Here is a 17,409-nt window from a genome sequence, read left to right as displayed (position 1 = left end):
TACTGTCTTGTTTTAATGAATATCAATTATTCTCTTATTCCCTTTTCTTTTTTCTAGTTTTGGAAGAACAATTTTTAAAACTCCATTATTGAAAGAAGCATTAATTTTTTCATCTATAGTATCATTACGTTTTGCAGTAATTGTAAAATAATTATATTTTGCTTCATATTTTAGTTTAAATAAAAAATTTAATAATAAATAAGATATTTTAAGATAATTTTAAATATTCGGTAAATTATGAAATAAAAAAGTAAGTTAATGTATTTAATGAAATAAAAATATGTTAATATTATATTTTTTTATTGACATATACCCAAAAAGGTTTATTATAAAAGTATAAAGAGCATATACCCAAAATTAAAAAGGAGGAATTTAAATGCCAAGATTTGATGGAACTGGTCCCAATGGTTATGGTTCAAAAACAGGAAGAGGTTTAGGACAGTGTAATACAAATGAGGATAAAAAAACATATTTTGGAGTAGGAAGAAGCCTAAGAAGAGGTTGCGAAATAGCAAGAAGATATGGAAATGGAAGAGGTTATAGGCTAGGTAGAGGTTTTGGTATATTTACTCCAAATAATAACTATAATGATGTTGACGATAAAAATTTATTACAAGAAGAAAAACAAACATTACAAGAACGACTTAAATATATAGAAGATAGAATAAATAAACTTGGCGAAGAATAATTTAAGAGGTAAAATATAAGAAAAGCACTTTGTGCTTTTCTTATATTTTAGGTATTGGGTTATGTAGAATGGAATATTTTATATCTTATTATAATATTCCATTATTTATAATAGTATTCTCATTATCTAAAAAACACTTTATAAGTTTCTTCTATTATTTATTAATTTGGAAGGGAGTTTTAAAATGCCAAGACCCAGAAAATTCAGAAGAATAATGTATATGCCTAAATTTAATAGTTTTGGACCATTAGATACTGAAGTCAAAGATGAAGATGTTGTAATAATGAATGTGGAAGAAGTTGAAAGCATAAGACTTATGGATTTAGAAGGTTTAGATCAAGTAAAGTGTGCTGAAATAATGAATATTGCACGTTCTACTTTTCAGAGAATATATTCAGAAGCAAAAAGAAAGATGGCAGATAGTTTGGTTAATGGAAAAAAACTTTTGATACAAGGTGGAGATTATACTTTAAACAAATGTGAAATTGTTTGTAATAGCTGTGGTAATACATGGGAAGAAAGCAGTGAAATATTAAATAATGAAACAGTAAAATGTCCTAAATGTGGTTCTGATGTGGATTTAAGATGCAATAATGAAAATGATGTTTGTAGACATTGCAGCCGTGGAAGAAATGGTAATGGTAGAGGATATGGAAGAAGATGGAGCGAATAATGGTAAATTACAATTATTAATTTTAAAAACATATGTTGCTAAAATTCACATTTTGGAGTAAAATGTTTTTGAAACAAAATATTGTAAATAAGCTCCTGTGGCTCAGTTGGTAGAGCAACTGATTCGTAATCAGTAGGTCGGGTGTTCGAATCACCTCAGGAGCACCAGGTTAAAGCTAGTAATACCAAGGCTTTTATAGCCTTGGTATTTTTGTGTATTTATAAAGATAATACGAATTGCAAACATTTTGCAAACACACAAAAAAAGGTAGGTAAATTTATACCTACTTTGCTAACAAGTCATTTAATTTTTCAGCAGCTTCCTTTTGCATATCTGGGAGAACATGAGAATAGGTATCTAACGTTAAGCTTACTTGACTATGGCCGAGTCGCTCTGATACTACTTTGGGGTTTATTCCTTGCTTAAGAAGAAGAGTTGCATGTGTGTGTCTAAGGTCATGAAAACGTATTTTAGGAATATTTAATTCTTTACTCAATTTACTAATATGTCTAGCAAAGTTTCCAGTGATATAATCTGGATTATAAGGATTACCATTAGTTTGACAAATCACAAAGTTATTATCAGTATATTCATTTCCTAAGAGTAATTTATTTTGTAGTTGATGTTTTCTATGTTGTTTAAGTATTGGAAGTGTAAAATCTAATAAAATAATTTTTCTTTTACTTCCAGCTGTTTTAGTTGGAACAAGTTCAAGAATACCATTATTACTCTGTAATTGTTCTTTCACATAAAGAGTTTTATTTTCTAAGTCAATATCAGACCATTTTAAACCACATATTTCTCCACGTCTTAACCCGGTAGTTAATGCTAATAATACAGGCATATATAAAGTAGTTTCCTTTAATCTATTAAGTAATTTTTCAACATGGTTAGTATTTAATACTTGTAATTGTTTTTTAGATTTTTTAGGCTTTTCTACAGCATCAGCAGGATTAGAATTAAGCATTTGCCATAATACAGCTTGCTTTAATGCTTTATGAAGTATTCTATGACAATAAAGTGTAGTTGTACCACTTAAATTAAATTCATTTATACATTTTTTATAAAAGTTTTGAATATTAAGAGGTTTAAGTTTATTTAGTGGTATATTACCTATGTTAGGGATTATGTACCAATCTATCATTTCTTTATAACTTTTAATAGTTTTAGTTGATAAAGTTAATTCTACATAATCTTCTAACCATTTTCTTAAATAATTTTTAAGTGAAATATTTTCTGAAATAAAATATTCTCCTTTTTCAATTTTATTTAAGGTGTCATTTAATGCTTTTTCAGCTTCTTTTTTAGTTTTATACCCACTATACCATTTTTGTTTTCGCTTATTATTTTCATCTCTACCAATATCTACTACAAAACTATAAGTTTTACCTCGTTTTCGTACATGACCTCTCATATATATCACCTTCACAGATTAAATTTAATATGTATAACTTTACCTACTATTTCTATGTCTTTAGATTTAAGTTCTTTTTTGCTGATGATTATAGGCTCATAATTTGAATTCTCAGGGTTTAAAACTACAGTAGTGTTATTTTCAAAATATCTTCTAAATATTAGCTTATTATTTATTAAAACAGTAACAATGTCTCCATTATTAACTTTTGCTTTATATTCTATATATGCAAGATCATTTTTGTGAATTCTAGCATTTATCATACTATCATCTATAACATATACAAAAAAATATGAACCATTTTTAGTTTCTGAAAAATTAACGTATTGTTTCGATAATATATTTTCTTTGTTTAAAATGTTTGTAGTTAGTTCAGTGTTTTTTAATACAGGAATTTCTACTGCTGATTCTGTGATTTTATATATCGTAGGTGAGGAAGAAGAATATTTTAAATTCCCTCTGGGTTGCAGTAAAAATGAAGACTCAGGAACTTTCATCTTTAAGTTTTTTGATAAATATATGTAAAGTGAATTATATAAATCTTCATCAAAGTATCCAGCAGCATCCATTAATGTTCTTAAATCTATATTATTTTCAGCAGTACTAGCTAATTTCTTTAAGATATCTACTGAAGGAGCAGTATCTAGATTCATATTAAGATACTTAGAAATATAGGTTCTATTTACGTTACTTTGTTCAGCAAATTCAGTAATAGTTCTATTACCAATAGCCTTTTCTAATATTATTTTGAAGTTTTCTTTATCAAACATTTAACCAACTCCTTTTATAGTATTATACATATAATCGTGAAAATATTCAACGAGAAATGAATTCGTGAAAAAGGTTGACAATCAGTGTTAATATATATAAAATAAAGTCAATGGAGTGTGAAAATAATTTACAAATGTGTTAAAATGTGAATTATATTAACAATGATTGGGGAGGGGTAATAATGAGTAAAGTATTAACAGTTTATGAAGTTGCTGATTTATTAAATGTACATCGCAACACTATTTATGAATTGGTTAGACAAAATAAAATTAAACATATTAAGATAGGAAGACAAATAAGAATTCCAGAAGAATATTTAGATAAGTTTATTGAAGATAAAGTAATAAATTAATATAACACTTATATTTTACTATAATTATTTGGGTTAGATGCAGTATATTTTTTTATCAATAGAATTAAAGTATATTTAATAAATTTGATTAGTAGTCTTATATTTTTATAAACAAAAAAACTATTATAGAGAAGAGTTATAGCAGGAAGACATAGATTTAAAACTTTAGTATATAAGAGAAATAAAATTGCCCATAAATATTAAGAGTAAATACGTTTTTATAATAAAAAATAATTATTTAAGTTGTTAAGTATGACGCAAATTGCGTCATACTTTAAAATAATACAAATGGTGGTTTGAAGTTGTTTATTATGTACTTTAAGTTTGTAAGAGCTTAAAGTATTTGCTAATTTTAATATACCTTGAAGATCATAGAGTTGCATATTAACTTTTTTAGCATACTTTTTAGCACCTTCAGAAAAATAAGATGTAGTTATGAAAATAGTATTATACATAGGAATACCATCTGCTACTGCGGCACCTACAAGTTTTTGTAATTTAGGTCTACCTATACAGTTACTAGGAGCATATCTTTTACATTCTACATAATAAGTTTGGTGGTGTTTTTTTAATATTACATCTTTACCACCATCATTTGAAGCTTGTGTTACCTTAGCTCTATAGCCTAGTTTTGTAAAAAGTTTAGTTGTAAATAATTCAAATTGTCGGGGATCCATTTGTAAAAGTTGCCGCTTTAATTGAGAAGTATCTCTAATGATTAAATTATTCTTTTTATAATGTTTATATATAAAAAATCCAATTATTAAAAGAATTAGAAAATCCACTATTATTCCTCCTTATAAGTTTAAAATATATACTTTTAGTCTGTTTTATAATTAGAGTTATTATGTATAGCTTATTATAATAATGTCTATTTATATGGAAGCTGGTATAGCTGTAACGAAGCTATACCAGTGCTTACAATAGTTTTAAAAAGGAGGTGGAACTATGGCAATAGATTCTATAACTATATCCATCGATAACATTAATAAAGATATATTGAAATACTACTGCTATAACAATAAACAACATACTAATCCACTACTTAATACGTTTCCATTTATTGATACCAAGAAGTTAAAATACTTCACTAATAAGAAGAATAATTATAAGGATAAGTTTGAAGGTACATTTAATGGAATTCATATTACATACATGCCGTATTTAAATAGAGGTTATATATCGATTAAGTTTAATATTCCTAAGCTGTTATATGGGTATAATATATATTCTGTTTATCAATATAATTCAAGGATAATATGGAAAAGACTTTGTTATGAATTAAGAGACGTAATCAACCTCATTAAATACCCATATATTGATTTTTGGAGAATTACGGAATATGAAAATAATATTGATATAATAGATGATATTAATATTAATGTTGCTAGATACAATGTTATAAGAAAAATTTATACACAAAACATATATATGGATTCTACATATGCCGATAATGGAACTATATACTTTTATCCTAGCAAAAGTAGCAAAAGCAATCCATCTTACAAGATAGTTGTTTATGATAAATTAAAAGAATTTAAAGATAAGGCTACTGGAATTAATACTAGCAACGTATTAAATAATAAGGAATTAATTCATCTTAATTCAAACCAAAACATACTAAGAATTGAGATAAAGAATTATAGAAGTAAAATAACAAAGGATTTTTCTTATACTAAGGTTCTATCATCCAAATCTGAAGCAAAGACAGAATATTTAGCTTCTCCTATGTCATCATATATAGGGAGTTTTGCTGAGGGTTTTAATTATCAACATCAGATAGGTGAGATTAAATATTATCTGAAGCGTCTGCACTTGGATAAAATCATTACTAAAAGATATAGGCTGTTTGAAGTAATAGAAAAGGATAATACTCTAAAAGCTTCAACTAAAAAGAAGATTAAGAATTTGATAAGATATTTAAATGGCGAAGTTAAAAAATGCTCAGTTAGCGATAAAACAGCTAGAGAGTATAGAGATTTCATATTAAGTAAAGGGTATCATTATATATATTCTGATAACCAGTTAGATCCTATTACTATTGATGGTATCATAAAAAAATTACCTGAAACACAAATAAATAATATAAATCGGTATAAGGACAGTAATATCTTTAAAAACTTTTTTTATTAAAGTTCTGGGATTAATTAATGAAACTTAATAAGATAGGAGATTAACTTAGAATTAGGATAAGCTTAGGGTGGATTATTAAATAATAGTTATAAATAAATATACGCCCCCTTATAAAGTATCCCCCACAGCTTTTGCTGTGGGGGATTAGTTACAAATTGTGAGAATATAGTATATATAAGAGTAAAGATTAATATTAGAATGGGTTGATTATATTTTTTAGAATTCAACAACAATATATGTAACATAGTGCTACAAACAACAACAATATAAGTTAGAACAGAGAGATAGACAAGATAAAATATTTAAATTATAACCAGCTTTAGAAATACTTCAACAAAAGCGTGATAAAGTTTGTATCTAATGGTTATATGAGGTTATGTGAAAACTAATCTCTAAATAATAATGGCGACAGCATGTGGATATCCTAGAGTATTTTTATATAATTATATTAGAAAAACCTAAGTAACTTTACTTAGGTTTCTTTGTTGTAAAATTAACATTAAATTTTGTTATATTATTTTCTTTAACCTTATACCAATATTCTTTAATTAGAGAATCATTTTTTCTCTTTTTATAGGAATATTCAAAATAATACCATCTATCTTCTGTAGATGGTTGTTTTATATCATATAATAAAAATTCAACATCAGTACCATCTATGTTTTTGTGCCAACTTTTCCAGGTGGATTTTAAGTTTCCACTAGAGTCTAAAAAATGTGACCAACTCTTATCACACACTGATTCTGGTTCAGCATAACGTTCACCATCGCTATATAATTTCATATTTACCCCTCCTTTTAATATTACAATATATGCATATTGTAAACATATAATGTTTTAATAGTTATACAAATAGGTGATATATTTGTCAGACAAGATACATATAACAGACGTAGACTAGAGAGTTATGTGTCATACAACTTATAAAAACACACCAATAACAACAGTTAAACTTGGTATCACAACCCAAATTGGAGGGGATGAAACAAGAGATAAACAAACTACTGTAATAGTTCCTGCTATAGCTATAGAGTTTAAATATGTTCAGTATATACCAAAATGGTAAATTACATCAATAGAATTATCCTCAAAATGAGGAGACTTGATAAAATATGTTATGTGTTTGTAATCTGACAAGATACACCTTGTGAAAGGGGGTGGGGTTTGGAAAGATTACACTTTTCGTATATATATAGTCCTGGTACTGCTAGAAATTCTCACTAATTTTTTGTCAACATAAGTATTTTTAGAATACTCGAATTTAAGAAGGCGACCACATCTTTCACACAGAGAAGAGGATTAAAATATATTATATATAGTTTTTTGAGAATAGTTGATATGAATATTGTTGTAGTAGCTATAGCTTTGTAGAATAGCTTTATAGGTTGCAATTATTTAATAAATTACATTTTTAGTTAATAAATATATTGGAACGAGTGATGTTTATAATTATATATTTAAAAATTAAGTTATAGACTATACTTATTTATACATAATACTTTCAAAATGAGGATTAATCAAAGTGAGCAGCCCTGAATGTAATAACATGCATGATTGTGAAAATTAGAATAATAAGTCAGCGTTATTTTGCTAATAAAAGTATTTTAATAAAGAATACATTAATTCTTAGAAAAAAGAATAGAATTATAAATATAAATATAAATATAAATAAAGTATAGATGGTGAACATATGGGAAATTATACAATAATGTTAACATTTAAAACAGAAAAATGGCAAGAAGATATAATAAATAAAAGACTAGAAATAGGAAGAAAAATTTATAATGCATGTTTAAATGAATTATTTAAAAGATATAGAACTATGGAACAAAGTAAAGTATATAGAAAAGAATGGAAAAACCTTAGGGAAATTAATAAAGATATTGATAATTGTAAAAAAGATGATAAAAAGAAAGTAAAACTTGAAAAGAAGAAATTATTGATCAATAAGGATTTAAGAGATATAAAGAAAAAGTTTAAATTATATACACCTAAAAGTTCTAAATTTAAAGAAGCGCTATTAAGAAGTGTATATGTTCCAATGCAGCATTATTTTAAGAAGCATATTCAACAGGAGATTACAGATAAAATAGCTGATAGGGCAGTAGAAACTTTTTATAAGTATATGTATGATGGATATGGTAAGCCGCAGTTTAAAAAGTTTGGAGAGTTTAATAGTATAGAAAATAGGAGAAACAGCTGCGGTATTATATTTAAAGGCAATATTATTAAGTGGGGTAAATTAAAAATACCTATTGTATGTAGGAAAAACGATATATATGTTCAAACTGCATTAGGAAAAGACAAGGTTAAGTATTCAAGGATAGTAAGAAAGTTTGTACGTGGAAAATATAAGTATTATGTTCAGCTCATACTAGAAGGAGTACCACCGTCAAAATTAAATAAAGATACTATAAGCAAGGGGAGCGTTGGAATAGATATTGGAACTCAAACAATAGCTATTTGTAGCAAGAAAGTGGTTAAACTTCTAGAATTATCTCCAGAAATACAAAACATAGATAAAGAAAGAAAAAGACTATTAATGAAACTAAAAAGAAGTCGTAGAGCTACTAATGCTAGTAAATATAATAAGGATGGTACATTAAATGAAAATAACAAAGACAACTGGATTAAATCTAATCACTATATTAAAACTCAACTACAATTAAGAGAAATGTATAGGAGACAGGCTGACATAAGAAGACAATCTCACAATAAACTTGCAAAGTATATATTAAGTTTAGGAGATACTGTATATGTGGAAACTATGAATTATAAAGCATTGCAAAGAAAAGCAAAGAAAACTATTATTAATAAAAAAACGGGTAAATGTAATAGGAGAAAGCGATTTGGAAAATCGATAGGTAATAAGGCACCATCAATGTTATTAGATATATTAGACAATAAATTAAAATATCAAAATAAAGAATTAATAAAAATAAATACATGGAAAGTAAAAGCAAGTCAATATAATCATATTAATCAGAAATGTGTAAAAAAGGCTATAAATGAAAGATGGAAAGTTCTCAACTATAAAGGTAAAGAAATAAAGATTCAAAGAGATTTATATTCAGCATTTTTAATAATGAATGTAAATGATGATTTAGAATCAGTAAATAATGAATTATGTGATAAGCTATTTGATGATTTTATTATATTTCATGACCAGGAAATAGAGAGAATTAGAATAAGTAATAATAAAAGAATATCAAGTATGGGAATTTAATTTTATTTAATGAATAGGTCTTCAGACGGGCCTGATGCTAGCGGTAATAATCTATTAAGATTATTGGTAGTGAAAGTTTTAATGAAACAAGTACTTGCTTATATCAAGTGCTTCCTTATATGTTGTAACTTAATATATTATATTAGGCGAGAGTATAAGGGTAACTTGTTAGTAATTAAAACCGTCGCTTTATTGAAGTATAATAAAGTGATAGTCTGAGCTTTCGCGGGTTTTTGAAATTTTAATAAAAAGAATTGAAATTTAATAAATTTTAGAGATATATTTTAAGTAAAATAATTATATTAGAGGTATTAGATATAAAAGAGTGTCGGTGGTTGTAATAGTTCATATAAACCACCGATTATTTATGTAATATCAATTGTTAATATAAATAAGAATTTTGAAATATGAAATTTTTATTTATATGAATTACAAGTATTATATGTTATATTTTATATGAAGTTTTGTGATTGTGTGAGGTTACAAAGTAATACTATTGTTAAAGAAAATTACCATTAGTTATGGTCGTTTTTAGTTTACATAAATAATAAAGAGTTAACTAGATTAAGTTAGTTTCAAAAATTTTAGGGCGGTAAGGTTATAAGGAATATAAATAAAAAATCATATTAAACTTATATAATGAAACTTGATTGAAAATGTATTTAGTAGGATATAATACAAATAAAATAAGACACAGAAGAGTTACAATAATTAGAAAATATTCTTGTGTAAATAATGGTAAAACAAGTATTATATAGTTTAATATACATAATTCTTGTATTATAATATGAATGTATAAATATTATAATATAAGGAGGTTAATAAAAATGAAATTTTATATTCAAGACCCAATATTTCCAGGAACATATTCATTACATGAAGCATTATTAGAAGCTTGCAATGGAGTGAAATATGGTGCGGGTGTTTTTGCGTTTGTTACTAAGGGTGGAGTTAATTTATTTTTAGGTGACCAGATTTTTCAGGATTTTATTAAGTACAAAGGTAAATTTAAATTAATCATAGGAATTGATGAAATTACTAATACTAGAACATTAAAAAAATTAGATGAAATGCTTTTGAAATATGGAAATTCATTAGAGGTTTTAGTTTTCATGCATAATCATAAAAGTACTACTTTTCATCCTAAATTTACATGGTTTAGAAAAGAGACTGGTGGAGTTTTAATTGTAGGGTCTAATAACCTAACAGAAAAAGGGTTAAGAAGAAATATAGAGGCATTTAACTATGTAGAGCTAAATGATACTCAAATTAATGAAATAGAAATTTATTTTAATAATTGGTTAGTACATAATGAAAAATACTTATTTGATATTCATGATGAGGATGTAATAGAAAGAGCTAAACAGAATGAAAGAATAGTCATAAGAAACAAAAAAACAACGGATAAGATTAATGATATTGATGAGGGTGAAGAAATTTTTAATGATGAAAGTGAAGACATAGATGATATAATAATAGAGACTTCTGAGCAAAATAAAGAAAATATAATAGATGATGATGATTTTGAAGCTTGGGATTTTTTAGAGAATAATGAAGTGCTTGTTGCACAAATACCTAAAAGTGGAAGTAGATGGAGTCAAGCTAATTTTGATAAAAATACATTTCAAACTTTTTTTGGAGCACAAGCTGGTCAAAATGGAGTTTATAGAATAATATTAAGAAGTGTCAATTCAAGTGGAAAATTAGGTGAAATAGAAATAAGACCAAGTGTTAGCGTAGCAAGTCAAAACTATAGATTTGAATTAGACGCAGCAATAGGACTAGCATATCCAACGCCTCAAAGACCCATAGCTGTCTTTATAAAGGTTGCAGTAAGAATGTATTTATATGTGTTAGCTATGCCAACAGATACTTTTTATAATGAGCTAGATAATTATATAGATCATTTCAAAGGAACTAAAATGGTTAGGTATATAGTGGATGTTAATGATATTAAATCTAAATGTCCAAACCTACCTTTATGGAATATAAAAAAATAGAATTTGTTAAGCTAATATGAAAAAGAAATTAATATTTCGTAGAATTACTCGTTTTTTCAAAATTATATAAGTTTGATTATTTTATTGTATGGTAAACAAACCTGTAATAAAGTGGAGGTTTGAATGTTAATGAAGAATATTAATAAAGACTATGTAGCTACAAACTGACGTTTACATTTTTGAGATGAATATTTTTGATTAGCCTGTTTATTTAATCCAAACTTATATAGTTTATCTGAATGACAATGAGGGAATTTTACATTTGTTTTGTTCATTGTTCTTCTTTATTTTTTATTGTGAATATTTGTGTGTTATCAAACTTAGTATATTTCCTAGGAGTGAGAAGAGAAATGTTCATATAACTTAACAGATTGACAAAATAAGTTAGGAGTTTTATATGAAAGAAACGTTGAATAAAGAAACTTATTTAGGTAAAGAACTAAATAAAAATAGTAATAATCTGCAGCTAAATTTGTTTGAAGATAGTGATAAGAATACACCAATAAGACCTATTCATTATCTTGGAAGTAAATTAAGGTTACTTGAAATAATAAATGATGTTATAGATGAAGTTGATGATACAAAAGGAACGGTATGTGATTTGTTTGCAGGATCAGGTACAGTTTCAAAGTATTTATCATTTTATAGACCAGTGATATCAGTTGATATACAGGAATATTCAAGAGTATTATGTTCAGCACTATTAAATCCTAATCAAAGTAAGTATTCAGTTTCTGAGTTTATGGAAATGTGTAAAAGTTCAAATCATAGTATTAGATTAAAAAAGTGTTTTGATGACTTAGAACAATATGAAAAAAGTTGTATAAAAAGAGGAGAATTAGGAGATTTAGAACCAATCTGTGATTTGTTAGATAATGGTTCAATAATTTCATATGAGTATGGATATAAAGATAATATATCTATGAAATTAAGTAGTATAATGGATAAATGTATAAATAAGATGAAAGAACTAAATTTTAATAAAGGTTCACAAGCTTTAGTTGTAAGATATTTTGGAGGACTATACTTTTCATATAAGCAAGCCGTTGAAATCGACTGTATTTTAGAGCAAATTTTCAATTTAGAAGATATATATATTGATACGTATTTAGCAGCTTTATTAAGCACTGTAAGTGATGTGGTAAATACTGTGGGTAAACAATTTGCTCAACCAATAAAGGCTAGAAATGCAGATGGAACACCCAAAAAAAATATATTAAAAAGAGTAAAAAAAGATAGAACAATCGAGGTTTTTCAATGTTATGAAAAATGGTTAAACATATATTTAAGTCAAGAAAAAATGTTTAAAAATCATAAAGTATTTAAAGGGGATTACGCTGATATTTTAGAGAAGTTAGATGATAATGTAAAAGTAGTATACGCAGATCCTCCATATACAAGATATCATTATAGTCGATATTATCATGTTCTTGAAACTATATGTTTAAGAGATAATCCAAAGTTATCAATGAATGTAGTAAAAGGACACAAAAAAATAAGTAGAGGAATGTATAGGGAAGATAGACATCAGTCTCCATTTTCAATTAAAAGCAAATCATATGATGCTTTTAATAGTATGTTTCAAAAAGTAAGTAAGATAAATGCAACACTAATATTATCTTATTCACCATTTGATGAGTCAAAAAAAAGCACGCCTAGAGTATTGTCTATAAATCAAATTGAGCAAATAGCGAAGCAATACTTTAGCAGTATAGAAATAGTTTCGGTTGGAGAGTTTTCGCATAGTAAATTAAATAAGAATGATAAAAATTTTGAAATTAACTATAATGCAGAACTGTTAATAGTATGCAAAGATTCTATTAATAAAGGAGTAAAAAATGACTAGTACAAAAGAAATGTATAAATTTAAATACTGTAAAGAAAATTCTTATGGAGAAGAAAATACTGAAAATATAATAATCCATGGCGATAATAGGATAGCATTAGAATTATTAGAAGATAATTATGAAAATAAGATTAAATGTATATATATAGATCCTCCATATAATAATGGAGAAACATATAATCATTATGATGATGACCAGGAACATGAGAAGTGGATTAATGACATAGTTAGCGTTCTAATAAAACTAGAAAAATTATTGAGTAATGATGGGAGTATATGGATTTCCATAGATGATAAAGAAGTACATTATCTAAAGGTTATAGCAGATAAAGTATTTGGAAGAAAAAATTTCATTACTACAATAATATGGCAACATAGAACAACACGCGAAAATAGAAACACATTTTCAAATAATCATGAGTATATACTTGTATATGCAAAAAATCCTCAAGAATTTAAGAATACACGTAATCTATTACCGATTACTGAAGAAGTATTAAAAAGATACAAAAATCCAGATAATGATGTTCGAGGTCCATGGCAATCAGTATCAGCACATGTACAATCAGGACACGCTGTTGCAAGTCAATTTTATGAAGTGACTGCTCCTAATGGAAAAGTACATAAGTTACCCAAAGGAAGATGTTGGGCTTATAATAAAGAAAAAATGGAGAAGGAAATTAATAATAATAATATATGGTTTGGAAAAAATGGAAATGGTGTTCCTAGAATTAAAAAGTTTTTAAGTGATAGAAAAGATGGAATTACTCCAGAAACTCTTTGGTTTGGAAATGAAGTTGGAACAACTAAATGTGCAAAAAAACATATATTAAGTTTATTCCCAAAAGAAAAAGTATTTGATACACCAAAGCCTGAGGAATTAATAAAAAGAATCCTAGAAATTGCATCAAATGAAGGTGATTTGATATTAGACAGTTTTTTAGGTTCAGGGACAACTGCTGCAGTAGCACATAAGATGAAAAGAAGTTATATTGGAATTGAAAGAGGAAATCAAGTATTTGATTTAGTAGTACCTAGATTAAAACAAGTTATTAATGGTGAGCAAAAAGGTATATCAGTATTAGTAAATTGGCAAGGTGGCAATGGCTATAAATATTTTGAAACTATAAAAATAGATTAATGTATAAAAATTCAAATAATAATGTAACATAAGAATTAGTGCATATTGTAAGTAATTCACAAAATAATGAATAATACTTGAAAAAGAGTAAAAATACCCTTAACTGTATAAGTATATAGATTTAAAGGGTTTTTTATTTGTAATAAGACAACTTTAAAACATATTTTATATAAGTTATATAATAAGTTTTAAAGTTAACTGAACAATATATAGACCAGAAAAAACTAAATTAGAATAAATATGAATTTATGTAGGTGGAACATATGATTGGATATACATTTTTTGATTTAATAAATGATATATTTGAAGAAGTAAAAAAACCATTGTCTGAAAAGGAAATTTGGGAGTATGCAGTTAAACAAAGGTTAGACAAAAAAGTTAATAGTAAAGGCAAAACTCCTTGGAAGACTATAGCAGCAAGAATTTATGTAGATATAAGAGATAATAGTAATTCTCAATATGTAAAAGTAGGTAAAAGACCTACTAGATTTTACTTAAAAAAATATTTTAATAAAGAAAATAGACAAATATTAGAACAAAAGCTGGAAAAAGTTGAAAAAGAATCAGAAAATATAAGAGGTAGATTTAAAGAAAGAGATTTACATCCCTTACTAGTTAAATTTGTAAATGAAGATTTGCACTTTAAAGCTTATTCAAGAACTATATATCATGAAATTTCTAGTAAAGGAAAGAAAGGTAAAAATGAGTGGTTACATCCTGATATAGTTAGTGTGTATTTTCCATTTCAAGATTTTGATAACCTAACAACAGAAGTTCAAAGAGCTTTATCTGTTAACTCAATAAAGATTTATTCGTTTGAAATGAAAATAAAAATAGGCTTTTCAAACCTTAGACAATATTATTTTCAAGCAGTTTCAAATTCAAGTTGGGCTAATGAAGGATATTTGGTATGTTTAGATTTGGAAGATGATTCAGATTTTGCGAATGAATTACAAAGATTAAATAATGCATTTGGAATAGGTTTAATAAGACTAAATCATGAAGATATTTCCCAAAGTGAAATAGTCTTACCTGCGAAAGAAAAGAATGAATTGGATTGGACAACAATTGATAGATTAATAGAAGAAAATCATGATTTTGAAAGGTTTTTTAAAGATATAACGGAAGACTTTAAAATAGGAAAAGTAAAAAGTAAATATGATGAAGTTAAGAAAGATGACAAAATGATAGGATATATACAAGAAAAAGGAATAGAGATATAGTTTATTTTGAAAACCGTATTTTAATAAGATGAGCTGTATAATAAATAGAAAATCTTATACTATAAAAAAGTGAGAGTTATTACATCTTCTTACTTTTTTTATATTTAAAATAAAATGTTCTTATAGATTCATTAATAAGATCATTATAATGTGTATTGGGGTTATAATATACAAAATATTTATAGAAATAGATATATTAATAGCAATTGTAATAATGAAGTAGGAGTTAGTTATATTTAAATAGCTAATAAATAATTTATATGGTAAAGTATTGTCAGTACAATATATTATTCATGCTAACATTTTGCTAACATAACAATCCAAAATCAATATGAATATATGTTAATAGAAATTAAATTGATATCCTCTTAACTGTTGTAAATACTAGCTTTTATATAAATAGGAGTTAACAAAGATTAATAGAAATTAAGTCATAGAACTGATTCGTAATCAGTAGGTCGGGTGTTCGAGTCACCTCAGGAGCACCAAAAATTAATTAAAAATTGAAAGTTGAGAATTGAAAGTTTTAGCTGATTTGTTGTGTAAAGCTATATTTTAATTTTTAGCTATGTTTTAAAATGATGATATTTTATTAATATCATCATTTTTTTAAACATATTTTATTTTAGGATTATCTAAAATATATACTATTGTTGAGAATGGTTGAAGTTAGAAAAATATTAAAATAAGAAGTATATAATAGGAAAGAAAAGAAGGTACTAAAAGATAATTAATGATTGACTAGGGAGAAGAAAAATGAGAAAAATAAATTTATTATTAGTAATTATATTAAGCTTTATGCTTGTTGGATGTAATCAATCAAAAAAAGGTCGTTTAGTGAAAGTAGAAAAGAAATTAGAAGCAAGCAATGAACTGAAAGAAGAATATGTTTTATATCCTATTTCTAGAGTAGAAGCAGATGGTAAGGTTAAGGATGGATACATTAATAAAGAAGGAAAGATTATAGTGGAGCCGCAATTTGATATAGCATGGGATTTTTCAGAAGGAGTTGCTTTAGTTATTTTGAATAAAAAGTGGGGTATGATTGATAATAAAGGAAAGTATATAGTAAAACCTCAGTATGAACAATTTTATGGCGGCTTTGAAGAAGGACTAATTGCAATATTGCAGGATAATCATTGGGGATTTATGAATAATAAGGGGCGAGTTGTTATTAAGCCTCAATTTAATAATATTGGATACTTTTCAGAGGGATTAGCTTCAGTTAAAATAGATAATAAATGGGGATTTATTGATAAAACTGGTGAAATAATAATAAAACCGAAATTTGAAAGCGTTGGTGCTTTTTCAGAAGGATTAGCTTCGGTTATCGTAAATGGTAAGGGTGGGTATATTGATACTAAAGGAGATATGGTAATCTCCCCCCAATTTGATTCGATTATTATGGGTGATTTTTCAAAGGGGTTAGCATTTATTAAAAGAAATAAAAAGGGTGGATATATTGATAAAAAGGGAAATTTTGCAATAGCACCTGAATTTGATTGTGTTCGTATGTGTGACTTTTCGCAAGGGATAGAAGAATTTAAGATAGATCACAAATGGGGTTTGATAGATAGTAATGGAAAAATCATTATAGAACCTAAATTTGATGGTATGAGAGGTTTTTCAGAAGATTTAGCAGCAGTTAAAATAAATAATAAATGGGGTTTTACTGATAAAAGTGGAAATATAGTAATAAAACCTAAATTTTATAGTGTTAAAAGTTTTTCAGAAGGATTAGTTGCAATTGAAATAAATAGTAAATGGGGTTTTATTGATAAAGATGGTAATATAATAATAAAACCGCAGTTTGATTATGTATATAAGTTTTCCTACGGATTATGTAAATTTGAATTAAATGATGAAATAGGATATGTAAATAAAGAAGGAAAAATTATTTTCAGTGGTAAGAAGGAAATTAGGATTAAAAACGAAAGATAAA

The 17,409-nt window shown here is 26.2% G+C and carries 16 protein-coding genes, 2 tRNA genes and 1 pseudogene; 13 read left to right on the top strand and 6 right to left on the bottom strand.

Going from position 1 to position 17,409, the window contains the following annotated elements:
- Window positions 1-12: 12 nt before the first annotated feature.
- Entirely contained in the window at window positions 13-105 is a 93-nt protein-coding gene (locus OW763_RS16985; RefSeq protein WP_418921803.1) for an Hsp20/alpha crystallin family protein, read from the bottom strand.
- Between the two features lie 271 nt (window positions 106-376).
- On the opposite strand from OW763_RS16985, the gene OW763_RS13490 reads away from it, so the two are divergent.
- From OW763_RS13490 to OW763_RS13480, 3 genes are all read left to right on the top strand, one after another.
- A complete protein-coding gene (locus OW763_RS13490; protein ID WP_268041663.1) occupies window positions 377-688 on the top strand; it encodes a DUF5320 domain-containing protein in 312 nt (103 codons plus the stop codon).
- 184 nt (window positions 689-872) lie between these two features.
- Window positions 873-1,361, top strand: coding sequence for a DUF134 domain-containing protein (locus tag OW763_RS13485; protein WP_268041662.1), 489 nt, complete (start codon window positions 873-875; stop codon window positions 1,359-1,361).
- A gap of 91 nt (window positions 1,362-1,452) precedes the next feature.
- Window positions 1,453-1,528 (top strand) — tRNA-Thr (locus OW763_RS13480).
- 116 nt (window positions 1,529-1,644) lie between these two features.
- Here the strand turns inward: OW763_RS13480 and OW763_RS13475 are convergent.
- Both OW763_RS13475 and OW763_RS13470 read right to left on the bottom strand, forming a co-directional pair.
- Window positions 1,645-2,775: a site-specific integrase gene (locus tag OW763_RS13475; protein WP_268041661.1), complete on the bottom strand. Its 1,131-nt coding sequence runs from the start codon at window positions 2,773-2,775 to the stop codon at window positions 1,645-1,647.
- Between the two features lie 11 nt (window positions 2,776-2,786).
- Window positions 2,787-3,545: a LexA family transcriptional regulator gene (locus OW763_RS13470; protein WP_268041660.1), complete on the bottom strand. Its 759-nt coding sequence runs from the start codon at window positions 3,543-3,545 to the stop codon at window positions 2,787-2,789.
- A gap of 182 nt (window positions 3,546-3,727) precedes the next feature.
- On the opposite strand from OW763_RS13470, the gene OW763_RS13465 reads away from it, so the two are divergent.
- Entirely contained in the window at window positions 3,728-3,898 is a 171-nt protein-coding gene (locus tag OW763_RS13465; protein WP_268041659.1) for a helix-turn-helix domain-containing protein, read from the top strand.
- Window positions 3,899-4,116: 218 nt separating this feature from the next.
- Here the strand turns inward: OW763_RS13465 and OW763_RS13460 are convergent, their stop codons facing one another.
- Window positions 4,117-4,683, bottom strand: a complete 567-nt coding sequence (locus tag OW763_RS13460) for a restriction endonuclease (protein ID WP_268041658.1) — start codon at window positions 4,681-4,683, stop codon at window positions 4,117-4,119.
- A 163-nt stretch (window positions 4,684-4,846) separates the two neighbouring features.
- Between OW763_RS13460 and OW763_RS13455 the strand changes: the two genes are divergently transcribed.
- Window positions 4,847-6,031 carry a hypothetical protein gene (locus OW763_RS13455; RefSeq protein ID WP_268041657.1) on the top strand — a complete coding sequence of 395 codons (1,185 nt, stop codon included), beginning with the start codon at window positions 4,847-4,849 and terminating at the stop codon, window positions 6,029-6,031.
- A gap of 468 nt (window positions 6,032-6,499) precedes the next feature.
- Here the strand turns inward: OW763_RS13455 and OW763_RS13450 are convergent, their stop codons facing one another.
- Window positions 6,500-6,814 (bottom strand): hypothetical protein, encoded by a 315-nt coding sequence (locus OW763_RS13450; RefSeq protein WP_268041656.1) that lies wholly within the window; start codon window positions 6,812-6,814, stop codon window positions 6,500-6,502.
- Between the two features lie 124 nt (window positions 6,815-6,938).
- Between OW763_RS13450 and OW763_RS13445 the strand changes: the two genes are divergently transcribed.
- The 3 genes from OW763_RS13445 (at window position 6,939) to OW763_RS13435 (ending at window position 11,257) form a co-directional block, all read left to right on the top strand.
- The gene (locus OW763_RS13445) at window positions 6,939-7,097 is read left to right on the top strand and encodes a hypothetical protein (RefSeq protein ID WP_268041655.1); all 159 of its coding nucleotides are present in this window, start codon (window positions 6,939-6,941) and stop codon (window positions 7,095-7,097) included.
- A 624-nt stretch (window positions 7,098-7,721) separates the two neighbouring features.
- Window positions 7,722-9,257 (top strand): transposase, encoded by a 1,536-nt coding sequence (locus OW763_RS13440; protein WP_268041654.1) that lies wholly within the window; start codon window positions 7,722-7,724, stop codon window positions 9,255-9,257.
- 827 nt (window positions 9,258-10,084) lie between these two features.
- On the top strand, window positions 10,085-11,257 hold the full coding sequence (locus OW763_RS13435; RefSeq protein ID WP_268041653.1) for a phospholipase D family protein: 1,173 nt from the start codon (window positions 10,085-10,087) through the stop codon (window positions 11,255-11,257).
- Window positions 11,258-11,418: 161 nt separating this feature from the next.
- Here the strand turns inward: OW763_RS13435 and OW763_RS13430 are convergent.
- Window positions 11,419-11,532 (bottom strand): annotated as a pseudogene (locus OW763_RS13430) (IS6 family transposase); the annotation flags it as partial.
- Between the two features lie 122 nt (window positions 11,533-11,654).
- On the opposite strand from OW763_RS13430, the gene OW763_RS13425 reads away from it, so the two are divergent.
- From OW763_RS13425 to OW763_RS13405, 5 genes are all read left to right on the top strand, one after another.
- Window positions 11,655-13,103 carry a DNA adenine methylase gene (locus tag OW763_RS13425; protein ID WP_268041652.1) on the top strand — a complete coding sequence of 483 codons (1,449 nt, stop codon included), beginning with the start codon at window positions 11,655-11,657 and terminating at the stop codon, window positions 13,101-13,103.
- The gene (locus OW763_RS13420; protein WP_268041651.1) at window positions 13,096-14,244 is read left to right on the top strand and encodes a site-specific DNA-methyltransferase; all 1,149 of its coding nucleotides are present in this window, start codon (window positions 13,096-13,098) and stop codon (window positions 14,242-14,244) included. Before OW763_RS13425 ends, OW763_RS13420 begins: the two co-directional genes overlap by 8 nt.
- 263 nt (window positions 14,245-14,507) lie before the next feature.
- Window positions 14,508-15,467: a COG2958 family protein gene (locus tag OW763_RS13415; protein WP_268041650.1), complete on the top strand. Its 960-nt coding sequence runs from the start codon at window positions 14,508-14,510 to the stop codon at window positions 15,465-15,467.
- A 413-nt stretch (window positions 15,468-15,880) separates the two neighbouring features.
- Window positions 15,881-15,955 (top strand) — tRNA-Thr (locus OW763_RS13410).
- A gap of 268 nt (window positions 15,956-16,223) precedes the next feature.
- Window positions 16,224-17,408 (top strand): WG repeat-containing protein, encoded by a 1,185-nt coding sequence (locus OW763_RS13405; RefSeq protein ID WP_268041649.1) that lies wholly within the window; start codon window positions 16,224-16,226, stop codon window positions 17,406-17,408.
- Window position 17,409: the final 1 nt, after the last annotated feature.

This window comes from Clostridium aestuarii (assembly GCF_026735135.1).
GTDB lineage: Bacteria > Bacillota > Clostridia > Clostridiales > Clostridiaceae > Clostridium_H > Clostridium_H aestuarii.
The sequence above is the reverse complement of the archived record's forward strand: the minus strand, read 5'-3'. Positions and strand labels throughout refer to the sequence as shown.

Excerpts from the sequence above, each read along its gene's own strand:
- OW763_RS13415 (WP_268041650.1), top strand. The coding sequence starts at position 14,508 with ATGATTGGATATACATTTTTTGATTTAATAAATGATATATTTGAAGAA.
- OW763_RS13470 (WP_268041660.1), bottom strand. The coding sequence starts at position 3,545 with ATGTTTGATAAAGAAAACTTCAAAATAATATTAGAAAAGGCTATTGGT.
- OW763_RS13475 (WP_268041661.1), bottom strand. The coding sequence starts at position 2,775 with ATGAGAGGTCATGTACGAAAACGAGGTAAAACTTATAGTTTTGTAGTA.
- OW763_RS13435 (WP_268041653.1), top strand. The coding sequence starts at position 10,085 with ATGAAATTTTATATTCAAGACCCAATATTTCCAGGAACATATTCATTA.
- OW763_RS13450 (WP_268041656.1), bottom strand. The coding sequence starts at position 6,814 with ATGAAATTATATAGCGATGGTGAACGTTATGCTGAACCAGAATCAGTG.
- OW763_RS13485 (WP_268041662.1), top strand. The coding sequence starts at position 873 with ATGCCAAGACCCAGAAAATTCAGAAGAATAATGTATATGCCTAAATTT.
- OW763_RS13420 (WP_268041651.1), top strand. The coding sequence starts at position 13,096 with ATGACTAGTACAAAAGAAATGTATAAATTTAAATACTGTAAAGAAAAT.
- OW763_RS13455 (WP_268041657.1), top strand. The coding sequence starts at position 4,847 with ATGGCAATAGATTCTATAACTATATCCATCGATAACATTAATAAAGAT.
- OW763_RS13425 (WP_268041652.1), top strand. The coding sequence starts at position 11,655 with ATGAAAGAAACGTTGAATAAAGAAACTTATTTAGGTAAAGAACTAAAT.
- OW763_RS13445 (WP_268041655.1), top strand. The coding sequence starts at position 6,939 with ATGTGTCATACAACTTATAAAAACACACCAATAACAACAGTTAAACTT.
- OW763_RS13490 (WP_268041663.1), top strand. The coding sequence starts at position 377 with ATGCCAAGATTTGATGGAACTGGTCCCAATGGTTATGGTTCAAAAACA.
- OW763_RS13405 (WP_268041649.1), top strand. The coding sequence starts at position 16,224 with ATGAGAAAAATAAATTTATTATTAGTAATTATATTAAGCTTTATGCTT.
- OW763_RS13465 (WP_268041659.1), top strand. The coding sequence starts at position 3,728 with ATGAGTAAAGTATTAACAGTTTATGAAGTTGCTGATTTATTAAATGTA.
- OW763_RS13440 (WP_268041654.1), top strand. The coding sequence starts at position 7,722 with ATGGGAAATTATACAATAATGTTAACATTTAAAACAGAAAAATGGCAA.